The 15985-nt window shown below is 31.5% G+C and carries 15 protein-coding genes; 14 read left to right on the forward strand and 1 reads right to left on the reverse strand.

The features are described from left to right. The first annotated feature begins 123 nt into the window (after window positions 1-123). Complete coding sequence (gene rnhB / locus Ctaglu_RS05960) at window positions 124-906, forward strand: ribonuclease HII (protein WP_373861663.1); 783 nt, start codon at window positions 124-126, stop codon at window positions 904-906. Between the two features lie 53 nt (window positions 907-959). On the opposite strand, the gene Ctaglu_RS05965 is transcribed toward rnhB, so the two are convergent. Continuing rightward, window positions 960-1334: a YraN family protein gene (locus Ctaglu_RS05965; protein ID WP_124999045.1), complete on the reverse strand. Its 375-nt coding sequence runs from the start codon at window positions 1332-1334 to the stop codon at window positions 960-962. A gap of 156 nt (window positions 1335-1490) precedes the next feature. Between Ctaglu_RS05965 and Ctaglu_RS05970 the strand changes: the two genes are divergently transcribed. From Ctaglu_RS05970 to ispG, 13 genes are all read left to right on the forward strand, one after another. Beyond that, on the forward strand, window positions 1491-3014 hold the full coding sequence (locus Ctaglu_RS05970; protein ID WP_124999047.1) for a YifB family Mg chelatase-like AAA ATPase: 1524 nt from the start codon (window positions 1491-1493) through the stop codon (window positions 3012-3014). 35 nt (window positions 3015-3049) lie between these two features. After that, window positions 3050-4132 (forward strand): DNA-processing protein DprA, encoded by a 1083-nt coding sequence (gene dprA / locus Ctaglu_RS05975; protein WP_124999049.1) that lies wholly within the window; start codon window positions 3050-3052, stop codon window positions 4130-4132. 34 nt (window positions 4133-4166) lie between these two features. Further along, entirely contained in the window at window positions 4167-6278 is a 2112-nt protein-coding gene (gene topA / locus Ctaglu_RS05980; protein ID WP_124999051.1) for a type I DNA topoisomerase, read from the forward strand. A gap of 234 nt (window positions 6279-6512) precedes the next feature. Further along, a complete protein-coding gene (gene codY / locus Ctaglu_RS05985; RefSeq protein ID WP_124999053.1) occupies window positions 6513-7289 on the forward strand; it encodes a GTP-sensing pleiotropic transcriptional regulator CodY in 777 nt (258 codons plus the stop codon). Window positions 7290-7578: 289 nt separating this feature from the next. Beyond that, window positions 7579-8280, forward strand: coding sequence for a 30S ribosomal protein S2 (gene rpsB / locus Ctaglu_RS05990; RefSeq protein WP_124999055.1), 702 nt, complete (start codon window positions 7579-7581; stop codon window positions 8278-8280). Between the two features lie 137 nt (window positions 8281-8417). Further along, window positions 8418-9338 (forward strand): translation elongation factor Ts, encoded by a 921-nt coding sequence (gene tsf / locus Ctaglu_RS05995; protein ID WP_124999057.1) that lies wholly within the window; start codon window positions 8418-8420, stop codon window positions 9336-9338. Between the two features lie 71 nt (window positions 9339-9409). Then, window positions 9410-10132 (forward strand): UMP kinase, encoded by a 723-nt coding sequence (pyrH, locus tag Ctaglu_RS06000; protein WP_124999059.1) that lies wholly within the window; start codon window positions 9410-9412, stop codon window positions 10130-10132. 21 nt (window positions 10133-10153) lie between these two features. Further along, window positions 10154-10711, forward strand: a complete 558-nt coding sequence (gene frr / locus Ctaglu_RS06005; RefSeq protein ID WP_124999061.1) for a ribosome recycling factor — start codon at window positions 10154-10156, stop codon at window positions 10709-10711. A 144-nt stretch (window positions 10712-10855) separates the two neighbouring features. Continuing rightward, window positions 10856-11560, forward strand: a complete 705-nt coding sequence (gene uppS / locus Ctaglu_RS06010; RefSeq protein WP_233439701.1) for an undecaprenyl pyrophosphate synthase — start codon at window positions 10856-10858, stop codon at window positions 11558-11560. 11 nt (window positions 11561-11571) lie between these two features. Then, the gene (locus Ctaglu_RS06015; RefSeq protein ID WP_124999065.1) at window positions 11572-12378 is read left to right on the forward strand and encodes a phosphatidate cytidylyltransferase; all 807 of its coding nucleotides are present in this window, start codon (window positions 11572-11574) and stop codon (window positions 12376-12378) included. A 326-nt stretch (window positions 12379-12704) separates the two neighbouring features. After that, entirely contained in the window at window positions 12705-13865 is a 1161-nt protein-coding gene (dxr, locus tag Ctaglu_RS06020; protein ID WP_124999067.1) for a 1-deoxy-D-xylulose-5-phosphate reductoisomerase, read from the forward strand. Window positions 13866-13879: 14 nt separating this feature from the next. Next, the gene (gene rseP / locus Ctaglu_RS06025; RefSeq protein WP_124999069.1) at window positions 13880-14917 is read left to right on the forward strand and encodes an RIP metalloprotease RseP; all 1038 of its coding nucleotides are present in this window, start codon (window positions 13880-13882) and stop codon (window positions 14915-14917) included. Between the two features lie 12 nt (window positions 14918-14929). Beyond that, entirely contained in the window at window positions 14930-15979 is a 1050-nt protein-coding gene (ispG, locus tag Ctaglu_RS06030; RefSeq protein ID WP_124999071.1) for a flavodoxin-dependent (E)-4-hydroxy-3-methylbut-2-enyl-diphosphate synthase, read from the forward strand. Window positions 15980-15985: the final 6 nt, after the last annotated feature.

The following is a 15985-nucleotide window of genomic DNA, read 5'->3' on the forward strand; positions in this document are numbered from 1 at the left end:
AGGTTGTCTTTTTTTAGGATTAATCTAGATAAGTTAATATTGCAGCTTGGAAGAAGATAGACAGCTGCACATGTCATGATTTAAGGAGAAAATGTAATGGAGTTTAATATTGATTTTTCAAACATGAGCTATAGTGAAATTCACAATTATGTATTAAAAATTGAAAACGATATCAATAGAGAAAGTATAATAAAAATGTTATTACAAGACGGTAGGAAAACCGTTCAAAAACTAGGTGACAAAATGTATAAAAGCATTGAGTTAAAAGAAAAGGAAATTCAGCGAGTAAAAAAAATGTACGAATTCGATAAAAATTTTGGAAACTATAAATACATTGCTGGGGTTGATGAAGTGGGACGAGGTCCTCTAGCTGGCCCTATAGTAGCAGCGGCTGTAATATTAGATTTAAAGGCAAATGGGTCCAGTGATTTAATCCTAAGAGCAAACGATTCTAAAAAATTATCAATAGCTTGCAGAAAAGAACTATCATATATTATTAAAGAAAAAGCCTTAGCCTATAAAATTATTGCTATTGATAATAAAATTATTGATGAAAAGGGTGTTGGATTTTGTAATAATCAAGTGTTTTTAGACTGCTGTGAGGAGATTTCTATTGTGCCTGATTTAGTTTTATTAGATGGATACAAAATAAAAAACTTTTCTAGTTTAAATGAGTTTGTGATAAAAGGAGATACTAAAAGTATAAGTATCGCTTGTGCTTCTATAATTGCAAAAGTATACAGAGATGAACTGATGCTAAAGTATCATGAGGAGTATCCTAATTATGGTTTTGACAGAAATGTTGGATATGGTACACAGGAACATGTGCTTGCAATAAAAAAATATGGAACTACTCCAATACATAGAAAAAGTTTTTTGAGAAACATACTAGAAAATAATAATTAACGGAAAATTTACAAAGGTACTTTTAAATTACAAAAGTGCCTTTGTTTTTTTGCCTAAAATCCTAATTGAAAAGCATCCTGGATATGATTAACTGAAAAATTATTATTATCATGACTCAGTAAGACTTCTATAACATCAAATCTAAAATTACAGTCAATAATATTTTTTCTTAAAATATATACCTCGGCCGTTTTATGAATTTTATGCTGCTTTGAAAAAGTGACTGATTCAGCGGGCACACCAAAATTCGTTGCATATCTAGTTTTGACTTCTATAAAACAAATGTAACCTTTATTTGTTGCTATTAGGTCTATTTCACCACATTTACATCTGAAATTTTTTTCTAAAATTCTATATCCTAAATTTTTTAAATAATTTTCTGATATACCTTCACCAAGTGATCCGATATCTTTATTGAAAGCCTTCATGAATAAAACACCCTTCCATAAGCTTATTAATGCACATACTAATAATTATGTACATAAAATTAAAAATTAATGTAAATTTAATTTAATATTAAGTTTACTGAGTTTTATTTTGTCAATAATTATGTAATAACAAATAATAAGGGTGAAGGTGATAATATGGCAATACAAATTATGTCTGCTGCATTTACAGGAATTAAAGGAGTTTTAGTTACAGTTGAAATTGATATTACTCGCGGACTCCCTGCGCTAAACATTGTTGGTCTTGCAGATGTTTCAGTTAAAGAATCAAAAGAACGAGTACGATCTGCAATACTAAATTCAGGCTTTGATTTCCCGGTAAATAGAATAACTATAAATTTAGCACCAGCGGACCTCAAAAAAGAAGGTTCTCTATTTGATTTACCAATAGCTATAGGTATCCTGCTAGCAACTAAACAAATAATAGTTAATGATATAAATGATTATCTTTTTATAGGTGAATTATCACTATCAGGTGAACTTAAAAAAGTAAGAGGTTCATTACCGGTAGTCATGGAGGGGATAGAAAATAAAATTGAAAAGTTTATAGTTCCGACGAATAATGCAAAAGAATGTAGTCTTGTTAAAACTGCAAAGATATTTCCTTTAGATAATTTAAAGCAAGTAGTGGATTTTTTAAATTATAAGGATTTAATGCCTTATAAGCAGTGCAGGGATTTAGAGATATTAATTAATGAAGAGTTAGATTATGAGGATGTTATGGGGCAAGAGAGTTCAAAACGTGCCATTGAAGTAGCTGCGGCTGGAGGTCATAATTTGCTTATGTATGGACCGCCAGGTTCCGGAAAATCAATGATGGCAAAGCGGATTCCCACTATATTACCATCCCTAAGTCAAGAGGAGTCACTGGAGGTTACTAAAATTTATAGTGTTTCTGGAAAGCTTGATGGTAATTGTGGCATCATTTTGCAAAGACCTTTTAGAAACCCTCATCATACTATATCACGGATTGCTTTAGTTGGTGGTGGAAATAAAATAATACCTGGAGAAATATCTTTAGCACATAAAGGGGTATTGTTTTTAGATGAAATATTAGAGTTTAAAAAGAGTGTAATAGAAATATTAAGGCAGCCTCTAGAGGAGAGAAAAATCACTATTTCGAGGCATAACGGAACTGTTGAATACCCATCAAATTTTATGTTTGTAAGTGCTTTAAATCCATGCCCTTGTGGATATTACGGCTCTTATGAAAAGCAATGTAGTTGTAGTGATTATGAAAGGCGAAGGTATTTGAGTAAACTGAGTGGACCCTTACTGGACCGCATTGATATTTTTACAGCAGTGAATCTTTTGCCCTATAATAAAATAGCGGGTGTAGAAAGTAGCGAAAAATCTGTGATTATAAAAAAAAGAGTTGAAGCAGCAAGAAAAATCCAAGAAAAAAGATTTAGCCAGGATGTAATTCATTGTAATGCAGAAATGGGTCAAAAACTAATTAAAAAATACTGTCATTTAGATAACAGTGTTAGTAAAATCATGGAACTTATGTATGATAAATTCAATCTAAGTTCAAGGGCGTATTCTAGAATTCTTAAGGTAGCTAGGACTATTGCAGATTTGGATAGCAGTAAAAATATTTTAGATATACATATCATTGAAGCTATGCAATACAGAAAATTTATAGATGAGAGAATAATTTAATTAATAAAAAATTAATATACTGGAGGTATAATGATATGAATGATTATGATATATGGTTTTCACTAGCTAAATTAGCCCCTAAAGTTAAGCTGAAATTAATAAATGATTTCCATGACACAGAAAAAATATGGTATTATAGTGTACGTAGCAAAAAAACAGAATATTTTAAAAATAATTTAATGGATATACTAAATAATGCCTGGAATGAAATTGAAATTGCTAATATAAAAACAAGCTTAGAAATAAATGAAATAAAATCAATATCCTATCACGAAGATAGATATCCTAAGAAATTAAAAAATTATGAGGATGCACCATTTGCATTATTTTATAAAGGGAACATAACGCCCATAAATGAAGGATATAATATTTCTATAGTGGGAGCAAGGAAGTATTCAAATTACGGAAAGGATGTTACTAAAATTATATGCAAAGATTTATGTGCTAATAACATTAATATTATTAGTGGAATGGCTAGGGGAATTGATACTTTTGCTCATGAGAGCTGTTTAGATAATGAAGGTTATACTTGTGCAGTTTTGGGCTCGGGCCTTGATATAGTGTACCCTAAAGAAAACTTTAAAATTTTCAATAAAATAGTCCAAAAAGGCTGCGTTATTTCAGAATTTTTACCAGGAACACCGCCATATGCCTACAATTTTCCACTAAGGAACAGAATAATAAGCGCTCTAAGTGATATTATTATAGTAATAGAGGCTGGTGAGAAAAGTGGGTCCCTAATTACAGCAAATTTAGCTCTTGAGCAAGGTAAAGATGTTATGGCTGTTCCAGGGTCTATATTTTCAGCGGAAAGTAAAGGAACAAACAAATTAATTAAAGATGGAGCCTTCCCATTGACATCCGCAAATGATATATTTAATTTAATTGGAATAGAAATGAAAAATCAAAATGAGACCATTGTAAGGTCTTTTAATAGTGAAATTCATAGTGGAGTATATAGCATTATAAATGATACTCCGTTACATATTAACGATATTATTAGAATAACTAACATTGACATAAAACAATTATATGAGGTATTATTTGAAATGCAGATTAAAAATGAAATATTATGTTTATCAGGAAACTATTATGTAAGAGTAAACAACAAAATATAAGTTAAAGATATAATACATTGATGGAGGGGATAAGATGGGACAAAAACTTGTTATAGTTGAGTCACCAGCAAAAGCTAAAACTATAAAAAAATATTTAGGTAGTAATTATATAGTTGAGGCGTCCATGGGACATGTTAGAGATTTGCCAAAGAGTCAATTAGGGGTTGATACAGAAAATAATTATCAACCTAAATATATAACTATTCGTGGTAAAGGCGAACTACTTGATAAATTAAGAAAAGAAGCAAAAAAATGTGACAAAATTTACTTGGCTACTGACCCTGATAGAGAAGGTGAAGCTATAGCTTGGCATCTAGCAAAAGCCTTGAAGATAGATGACAAAGAAAAATGCAGAATAGAATTTAATGAGATAACAAAAGCAGCTGTTAAAAATGCTATAAAAACTCCAAGAGTAATAAATGCAACTCTAGTAGATGCGCAACAAGCAAGGCGTATACTGGATAGATTAGTTGGATATGAAATTAGTCCTATACTTTGGAGAAAAGTTAAATGGGGACTTAGCGCTGGGCGTGTTCAATCAGTTACGCTTAAAATAATCTGTGATAGACAAAAAGAAATAGAAAAATTCATCACTAAAGAGTATTGGAGCATAGAATGTCAGCTCTTTAAGGGCGGAGATAAACAGAAGCTAAATGTTAAATTAACTTCTAAGGGTGGAGAAAAAATTGAAATAAATTCTAAAGAAGAAAGCGAGATTATTATTAATTCACTTAATGAAAAAGAGTTTATTGTAAGCAAGATAAAAAGATTATCTAAAAGTAAAAATCCACTACCACCATTTACAACAAGTACCCTTCAACAAGACGCATACAGAAAACTTAATTTTGCAACTAAAAGAACTATGTCTATTGCGCAAGAATTGTATGAAGGCATGGAGATAGAAGGACATGGGACAGTAGGACTAATTACATATATGAGAACTGATTCCACTAGAATATCTGAAGAAGCCCAAATAAATGCAAAAGACTTTATTTGTAGTAAGTATGGGGAGCAATACTATCCCGGTACTCCTAGAATATTTAAAAGTAAAAAAAATATACAAGATGCTCATGAAGCTATTAGACCTTCTTATGTTGAAATAACGCCAGAAATAGCGAAAAAGACTCTAAAAGCTCCACAATATAAGCTGTATACAATGATTTGGAATAGATATGTATCAAGCCAAATGGCATCATGTTTACTTGACACTATTTCTATAGACATTATTAACGGAGAATATATGCTTAAGGCATCCGGGTCTAAAGTAGCCTTTGATGGATTTAGAAAAATTTATAATGAAGAGCTTGATGAAGAAGAAAATAATTTGAAAATTTCAGAATTGAATGAAGATGATATTCTACAAAGTGAAAAAACTGAAGGGAAACAGCATTTTACGCAACCGCCTGCAAAATATTCAGAGGCATCTCTAGTGAAATCATTAGAAGAAAATGGTATAGGCAGACCGAGTACTTATGCACCAATTATTACAACTCTCCTAAACAGGAGATATGTAGAAAAAGATAAAAAAACATTGGAAGTAACAGAACTGGGGCATATAGTAAATAACATTGTAAGTGAATATTTCAAACAAATAGTGGATATTGAATTTACAGCACAAATGGAGAATAATTTAGATTTTATAGAAGAAGGACAAGAAAAGTGGCAAAATATAGTTGATGAATTTTTTACGCCACTAAAAAAAGATATTGAAATTGCTGAAAAAGAGATAGCTAAAATTACCATTGAGGATGAAGTTACAGAGGTAGAATGCGATAAATGTGGTAAGTTCATGGTAATAAAACATGGGAGATTTGGAGATTTTTTGGCATGCCCTGGGTATCCAGAGTGCAAAAATACAAAAGCAATTACTAAAGAGTTAGAAGTTCCTTGCCCTAAATGTGGAGGGAAAATTTTAGAACGAAGAAGTAAGAAGGGCACTAAATTCTACGGATGTAGTAATTATCCAGAGTGTGATTTTGTAAGTTGGTTTGAACCCACTGAAATAAAATGTTCTGTGTGTGGTGTGTATATGTTAAAAAGGTATAGCAAAACTAAAGGGGAATATATGGAATGTTCAAATAAAGAATGTAAACACAAGGAATACAAAGTAGAGGAGAATACCGAAGAAAATGCCGAAGAAAAGTAAAATCGAGGTAAAATCACCATATTTTTTAATAAATTTATAAATATTATGTCGAAATTTATGAAAACACTGTTGATATAGAATGAATACTATGATATTATTAAATAGAGAAGGAACGATTCTAAAAATTTAAAATATTTTGATTTCTATCTATTCAGAAGTAGTTTTTGAAAAAGTTGCTTTATGAGTTGGGTTAAATAATATAGATTGTGTTTTATAACATAAACGAGGAGGAATATTGTGTCACTATTAGCTAAAACAAGAATGTTAAATAAAATATTGCAAAAATCAGGAACAGAGCCTGTAGTTTTTGATGATATTTGTAATTTGCTAAGCGATGTACTACAGTGTAGTGTGTATATCATTAGCAGAAGAGGGAAAATACTTGGTTATAATTTATCAAGCGGATATGAATGTGATATTATGAAAGATGAAATTATAAAAAACATGAGGTTCCCAGAAAATTACAATAATAGTTTACTTAATATCAATGAAACAAGAGAAAATCTTACTAACAAAAAAAACTGTGTATTCGAAGATAGTAAGGGATGTGCAATAGAAAATAAAATAACAACAATTGTGCCGATAAATGGAAATAGAGAAAGACTAGGTACTCTTTTACTTGCAAGATTTGATAAAGATTTTACAGATGAAGATTTAGTTTTAGTTGAATATAGTGCTACTATAGTTGGTCTTGAAATTTTGAGATCGAAAAATGATTTGATAGAGGAAGAAGCAAGGAAGAAAGCTGTAGTACAACTTGCTATTGGAACTTTATCCTATTCAGAACTCGAGGCAGTACAACATATTTTTAACGAATTAGATGGTACTGAAGGATTGCTAGTAGCATCTAGAATAGCAGATAAAGTTGGAATAACGAGGTCTGTTATAGTCAATGCACTTAGAAAATTTGAAAGTGCAGGAGTAATAGAATCAAGATCACTTGGAATGAAGGGTACTCATATTAAAATTTTAAATGATAAACTAATGGACGAACTTAAAAAAATAAAATAGATTGAGTCAGGGCAATGAGGCCCTGACCCATTTTTTTTTGTTTTTTAAAGTATAAATATTTATTAAATGAGCATTTTAATAAATGTATTATTTTTAAATTCTATTAAAAATCCTTTAGTCGATTAAAAGTTTTTAGTTTTATTGAAAATTTTTATTGAATAGATATTTAGCATGTGATACAATAAGTCCGTGAGAAAATACACACATTGCTTGATTATGGAAGGGTGCCAATATTTGGTCTTCAATAAGATGATAGTAATGGAGGTAAAAACCAAGGAGGTTACTATTAATGGCAGTTATTTCAATGAAACAATTATTAGAGGCAGGTGTTCATTTTGGACATCAAACTAGAAGATGGAACCCTAAGATGGCTCCCTACATATTTACAGAAAGAAACGGAATATACATTATCGATTTACAAAAAACAGTTAGAAAAATCGATGAGGCATATGACTTTATTAAATCTGTATCTGAAGAAGGTAAGGATATCCTATTCGTAGGAACAAAAAAACAAGCTCAAGAAGCTATTAAATTTGAAGCTATAAGATCAGGAATGCATTTTGTAAACAATAGATGGTTAGGCGGAATGTTAACAAACTTCAAAACAATTAAAACAAGAATACAAAGATTAGAAGAATTATATAAAATTGAAGAAGATGGAGTTTTTGAAGTTCTTCCTAAAAAAGAAGTTAGTAAACTTTTAAATGAAAGAGAAAAACTAGAAAAGAATTTAGGCGGAATCAGAAGTATGGATGCGAATAAAATTGGAGCTCTATTTATCGTAGACCCAAGAAAAGAAAAAAATGCAATCTCTGAAGCTAAAATTCTTGGAATCCCTGTAGTTGCTATAGTTGATACTAACTGTGATCCAGATGAAGTTGATTATGTAATTCCAGGTAATGATGATGCTATAAGAGCAGTTAAATTAATAACTGAAAGATTAGCTGATGCTATTATAGAAGGAAGACAAGGCGAACAATTAGCTGAATAATAGTAACTATATTTATCTAATAAGAATAGTAGCTATATTTATCTAAAACATAATTATGAAATAACATTTGAGGGGTAGGTGGAAGTTAATTCTTTCATTTACCTTTTAAGTTAGATAGGAATAGGAGGAAATAAATAATGATTACTGCAAGCATGGTTAAAGAGTTAAGAGAAAGAACTGGGGCTGGAATGATGGATTGTAAAAGAGCTCTAAGTGAAACAGAGGGTGATATGGAGAAAGCCATTGAACTTTTAAGAGAAAAAGGGTTAGCAGCAGCAGCTAAAAAAGCTGGAAGAATAGCTGCAGAAGGATTAGTATGTACATCTATTTCAGAAGATATGAAGTCTGGATCTATTGTAGAAGTTAACTGTGAAACAGATTTCGTTGCTGATAATGAAGATTTTGTTACTGTAGCAAAAAACGTAGCAATTCAAGCAGCACAAACTTCTTCAACTACTATTGATGAATTTGTTTCAGAAAAATACATAGCTGATGGAGCAATTACTATTAATGATGCTGTTACAGCACTAATAGCAAAATTGGGCGAGAACATGTCTGTGAGAAGATTTCAAAAGTTTGCTATTGAAAAAGGTATAGTTCAAAGTTATATACATGGTGGCGGAAGAATAGGAGTTTTAGTAGAACTAGCTTGCGAGAAACAAGATGACGCGTTAATTCAAATTGCTAAAGATGTTGCAATGCAAATAGCAGCTGCTAGTCCACTATTCTTAGATAATACATGCGTTGATCATGAAACTTTAGAAAAAGAAAAAGAAATATACAGGGTTCAAGCTTTAAACGAAGGAAAACCAGAAAAAATCGTTGAAAAAATGGTTATGGGTAGAGTGAATAAATATTATAAAGAAGTTTGTTTGCTTGAACAAGTTTGGGTTAAAAACGCTGACTATACTATTACGAAATATCTTCAAGAAGAATCTGCAAAACTTGGTGCTGAAATAAAGATAACAAGATTTGTAAGATTTGAAAGAGGCGAAGGAATAGAAAAGAAGGAAGAAAACTTTGCTGAAGAAGTTCAAAGACAAGTGCAAGGTAAATAATAATTAAAGGGAACACTGCGTGTTCTCTTTTTTAAAATAAGTAATACTTTAAATTTGGAGGTGTAATGTTTATGGAGGTTGCTAAGTATAAAAGAATTATGTTAAAGATTTCCGGAGAAGCACTAGCCGGCGCGCAGGGATTTGGAATAGACTTTGATACTACAAATGATATAGCACTTCAAATAAAAGAATTGGTAAAACTGGGTGTTGAAATAGGAATAGTTGTTGGTGGTGGAAATATATGGCGTGGTAGAAGTGGTGAAGGTATGGACAGAACTACTGCAGATTATATGGGGATGATGGCAACTTGCATCAATGCATTAGCGCTTCAAGATTCACTAGAAAATCTAGGTGTTAATACTAGAGTGCAAACTGCCATTGAAATGAAAGAAGTAGCAGAACCGTTTATAAGAAGAAGAGCAATGAGACATTTGGAAAAAGGTAGAGTTGTTATATTCGCAGCGGGTACAGGTAATCCATATTTTTCAACTGATACAACGGCAGCACTCAGAGCAGCAGAAATAGAAGCTGAAGTAATTCTGCTTGCTAAAAAAGTTGATGGTGTTTACGATAAGGATCCACATATTTATAAGGATGCTGTGAAGTTTGAGGAGCTAAGTTATATTAATGTGCTTGAAAAAGGACTTCAAGTTATGGATTCTACTGCTACATCATTATGTATGGATAACAATATACCTATATTAGTCTTTGGACTTGATAAACCAGAAAATATAAAAAGAGCAGTTTTAGGAGAAAAAATTGGTACTTTAGTAACTGCTTCTATTAAAGAATAACAATAATATGGAGGGAATTCTATGATTAAGGGAATTATTAGTATTGCTGATGAAAAAATGAATAAAACTATTGCAGTTTTAAAACATGAGTTTGAAAGTATGAAAGCAGGAAGAGCAAATCCTAAAATGCTAGATAGGGTTCAGGTTGAATGTTATGGTAGTTTTGTGCCACTAAGTCAACTAGCAAACATTTCTGCACCAGAACCTAGAGTATTGCTTATTCAGCCTTGGGATAAATCATCTATGAAAGATATAGAAAAAGCTATATTGAAATCTGATTTAGGATTAAACCCATCAAATGATGGTTCAGCGATTAGATTGATTATTGCTGAACTTACTGAGGAAACAAGAAAAGCGCTGCTTAAAACTGTTAAGAAAGCAGGAGAAGATGCTAAAGTAGCCATAAGGTCTATTAGGCGAGACGCTAATGATAAAATTAAGGCTTTGAAAAAAAACAATGAAGTTACTGAGGATGAAGTGAAAAAATCAGAAGATACCATCCAAAAGGAAACAGATAAATTTATTAAAGAAGTAGACAAAATGATAGACACTAAAGAAAAACAAATAATGGTAGTTTAGTATATAATTTTAAATAGAACCTGCAGTTATGCAGGTTCTATTTAAAATTATACTATAACTAATAAAAAGGAGAGAATTTTATTGAAAAAATTATTCGCTTTTTTTAAAAAAGATAAAAATATAAGTACTAATATTGATTTAGATATGAAAAGAATACCTGCGCATATTGCTATTATAATGGATGGAAATGGAAGATGGGCCAAGCAACGTAATCTTCCTAGAGCACTTGGGCATAAGGCTGGCGTAGAAACAATAAGAAAAATTGTAAAAGAATGTAACAAACTAGGGGTTAAATATTTAACACTATATGCATTTTCTACTGAAAATTGGAATAGGCCAATGCAAGAAATAGATGCACTAATGAAATTATTAGTAGAATATTTAAAAAATGAATTCGAGGAATTAAACGCTAATGATGTTGTTATCAATTCTATTGGCAACATATCAAAGTTACCAAGGATATGTAGAGTGGAACTGGACAATGCTTATGAAAAAACAAAGAATAATAAAGGCTTAGTTTTAAATTTAGCTTTAAATTACGGTGGAAGAAACGAGATAGTGGATGCTGTAAAAGAAATTTCACTAGATTTAATTAACAAAAAAATATCAAAGGATGAAATAACTGAAGAGTTATTTTCAAAATATATGTATACGGGGGAAATGCCAGATCCAGATCTTATAATAAGGCCTAGCGGGGAGCTTCGATTAAGCAACTTTTTACTTTGGCAAAGCGCATACTCAGAATTTTGGTTTTCAGATATCAATTGGCCAGATTTTAATGAGAAGCATCTAACACTTGCAATAGTAGATTACCAAAAAAGAGACAGAAGATTTGGAAAGGTTAAATAGGGGAGAAAATTATGAATAATAGATATATAGGAGCACTTATTCTAGCACCGCTAATAATATTTTTATTTTTAGGGGGAGATTACCTAAAATATCTTGTAATGGTACTTTCACTTTTGGGTATGTATGAATTCTACAAAGTTTCTAGGAAAAAACACTATAAGCCCATGGGACTTATAGGATATATTTTATGTATAGGATATTACTTAAACATGGGAAATGATTTTTCAAGTAGTTTTAATATATACATTTTGATAGGGGCAATTTTCTTGATGTTATGTGTTCCTGTGATTTATACAAATTATAATTTTGTGGATGTGGCTATAACTATATTCGGTTTTTTGTATGTGGCAGTGTTTTTTAGCTTTATAGTATTTACAAATAGTAAACCCTATGGTGGATATTTAGTATGGATTATATTTATTTGCTCATGGGTTTGTGATACCTCAGCTTACTACTCTGGAAGATTTTTTGGTAAAGGAGGTATTCATAAGCTATGCCCTAAAGTTAGCCCTAATAAAACAATTGAGGGTTCGATTGGAGGCTTACTTGGAAGTACTATAGGGTGCACAATTTATGGTTATGCTATTTCAAAATATGGTGTTCCTATTCAATTATATCATTTCGTTATAATTGGTGTTCTTTGTGGCATTGTTGGACAATTTGGAGATTTAATTGCTTCATCTATAAAAAGATTTGTAGGAGCTAAAGATTATAGTAGTCTTATACCGGGACATGGCGGAATTTTGGATCGGTTTGATAGTATTCTATTTGTGTCCGTGGGAGCATTTTATTACATTACATTTGTATTAGGATTATAAATTCACATAATGTTTAAAAAAACATATATTTAGCAGAATGCAAAAAACTATTCGTAGTTATTATTAACTTAATTGAATAATTGGCATTGGCGAAAATATATGATTTTATATTTCAAAGTAATATTTGCACTGATTATGGAATTATACTACATATATAATAATATCTTATATAATAGGAAATGTTGCTACTCGCTTTATTTTAGTAGATAAATATGTTATATTAAATGCTGTATAATAAGGTAAAACTAATATTGTAGATTCGAAGAAGATAAATAGCTACGCAAGTGATGATTTAATTATAGCAATACACGAATGGAGAGATTTGCATGAAGAAGGTTACTATTTTAGGAGTTACGGGGTCCATAGGAACTCAAACTTTAGATGTTATTCGAAATGATATTAATAATTTTGATATTGTAGGAATATCTGCTAATACAAATTGGGAAAAAATTATACCCATCATAGAGGAATTTAAACCTAAATATGTTGCCATGATGGACAGGGAAGCTTCAGTGAAACTTGAAAAACATTGCAGGGAGAAAAATTATTCAACAGAAATTTTGCAAGGACTGGAAGGCTTAAACTATATAAGCACACTAGCAGAAGTTGATGTTGTAGTAACATCAGTTGTAGGCATGATAGGACTTGTTCCTACTATAAAAGCTATAAATGCTGGAAAAGACATCGCTTTAGCTAATAAGGAAACACTAGTGGCGGCTGGTGGACTTGTAATGGAGGCAGCTAGAAAAAACCATGTAAATATTTTACCGGTTGATTCAGAACATGGTGCTATTTTTCAATGTCTTCAAGGTAATAGGTTAGAGAATGTTAATAAAATAATACTAACTGCATCAGGTGGACCATTTAGAGGGAAAAGCAAACAGCAATTAGTGGAAATAAAACCGGAAGAGGCGCTAAAACACCCCAAATGGAATATGGGCAAAAAAGTGTCTATTGATTCTTCAACGCTTATGAATAAAGGGCTTGAAGTTATAGAGGCACACTGGTTATTTGGTGTAGATTACGAAAATATACAAGTAGTAGTTCATCCTCAAAGTATAATACATTCTATGGTAGAATATGTAGATGGAAGTGTAATAGCGCAACTAAGTTCTACTGACATGAGATTACCTATTCAATATGCAATTAACTATCCTGAAAGAAATAACGCTGTTATTGATAAGTTAGATTTTTATAATATGGGTAATTTGACTTTTGAAAAGCCAGATATGGATACTTTCAAATGTCTTAAATTAGCTTATAGCGCAGGAAGAATGGGCGGTAATATGCCTGCTATAATGAATGCAGCTAATGAAGTAGCGGTTGAATTATTCTTAGATTATAAAATAAAGTATCTTCAAATAGAATATATTATAGAAAAATGTATGAATAAATTTGAGCACCAAACCAGGCCTAATTTAGAAGAAATTTTAGAAATTGATTTAAGGGTAAGAGAATACGTAAGAAATAATTATGATAAAGAATAGAGAGGAGAATTACTATGAGTAGTATTATAGCAAATATACCATATTTTATCATGGCCATATTAGCATTTAGTCTTTTGATTATAATACATGAATTAGGCCATTTTGCTATGTGTAAGCTAAATGGAGTAAAAGTATATGAATTTTCACTAGGAATGGGTCCAAAAATTTTTGGGATAAAAGGAAAAGAAACCGAGTATTTAATTAAGGCATTTCCTATTGGTGGATATGTTAAAATGGAAGGTGAAGATGAAGGAAGCAATGATCCGAGAGCTTTCAACAATAAGACTCCAGGTCAAAAATTAAGCATAGTTTCAGCAGGTGCAATTATGAATTTAATTTTAGCAGTGGTTTTATTTGCTATTGTAGGAGCTTCAGAAGGGTATGTATTACCAATAATAGGGCAAGTATCTCCTAATAGTCCAGCAATGCAGGCCGGAATAAAAGTTGGAGACGAAATTACTAAGGTTAATAAAGTTAAAGTAGATAGATGGGATCAAGCTTTAAATGAGATTTTCGCTTCTAAAGGTGAAAGTATGAATATTGAAATAGTAAGAAATTCAAAGGCTGAAAAAATTACAGTAAAACCTATTATGAATGCCAAAGAAAAAAGATTCATGATAGGAATTGCAGCTTCTAATGTAGAAAAAAAATTGAACTTTGGTCAGTCTGTGGAATATGGATTTAATCAAACTATTGGTACAGCAAAACAAACTTTTGGATTTTTCGGTAGCTTATTTCGCGGTCAAGTTTCTGCCAATGATGTTGGGGGACCAGTAAGTATAATAAAAATATCAACAATGGCGGCACACGCTGGCCTTGTAAAATTACTTTTTCTTACTGCACTACTTAGTGTGCAACTGGGAATATTCAACATAATACCTTTCCCGGCTTTGGATGGAGGATGGATTTTTATACTGTTATTTGAAATAATATCAGGTAAAAAATTAGATGAAAATAAAGTTGGAGCTGTAAATAATATTGGATTTATGGTTTTAATGGCAATAATGGTATTGGTAGTCATTAAGGATATAGTCAGTCCAATAAAATTCTAGGAGATGAGGACTATGAAAAAACGCAAAACCAAGAAGATTAAAGTTGGAAGTATATATATAGGCGGAGACTCGAAGGTAGCGGTGCAGTCTATGACAAACACTGATACAAGAGATGTAGATGCTACTGTAGCACAAATTCTTCAACTCGAAGAGGCGGGCTGTGACATTGTACGATGCGCAGTGCCTGATATGCTAGCGGCGGAGGCTATTAAAGATATTGTAAAAAGAATTCATATACCCTTAGTTGCAGATATTCATTTTGACTATAAGCTAGCATTAAAATCTATTGAAAATGGCATAGCTAAATTAAGGATTAATCCAGGTAATATTGGTAGTATTGATAAAATAAAATTAGTTGCAAAAGCAGCAAGTGATAAGGGCATTCCTATTAGAATTGGTGTAAATTCAGGATCCTTAGAAAGTGATATTCTTGAAAAATATGGTCATGTATGTGCGCAGGCACTAGTGGAAAGTGCCTTAAGGCATGTTGAAATATTAGAGAGTTTAAATTTCTATGATATAGTTATTTCTATAAAATCTTCTGATGTAGTCATGATGATTGAAAGTTATAAATTAATATCAGGTAAGGTAGATTACCCACTGCACCTAGGCGTTACTGAGGCTGGAACTACATGGCGAGGAACAATAAAATCAAGTGTGGGCATTGGAGCACTACTAGCGGAGGGAATTGGAGACACTATAAGAGTATCTCTAACTGGAGATGTAGTAGACGAGGTTAAAGTTGCTATAGAAATTTTAAAATCTTTGGGCTATATTGATGATGGAATTAAATTTATATCATGCCCTACTTGTGGAAGAACTCAAATTAATCTTATAAAAATTGCAAATGAAGTAGAGCAGAGACTCACAAATTGCCATAAGAACATAAAAATTGCAATAATGGGGTGCGCCGTTAATGGTCCTGGTGAAGCAAGAGAAGCGGATATTGGAATCGCTGGAGGCAAAGGAGTTGGCCTAATATTTAAAAAAGGCGAAATAATTAAAACTGTTAAGGAAGAAGATTTAGTGGAAGAACTTCTTCGCGAGATAGATAAACTATAAAATGCC

Origin of the sequence: Clostridium tagluense (genome assembly GCF_003865095.1) — a bacterium.
In the GTDB taxonomy this organism is placed as follows: domain Bacteria; phylum Bacillota; class Clostridia; order Clostridiales; family Clostridiaceae; genus Clostridium_AD; species Clostridium_AD tagluense.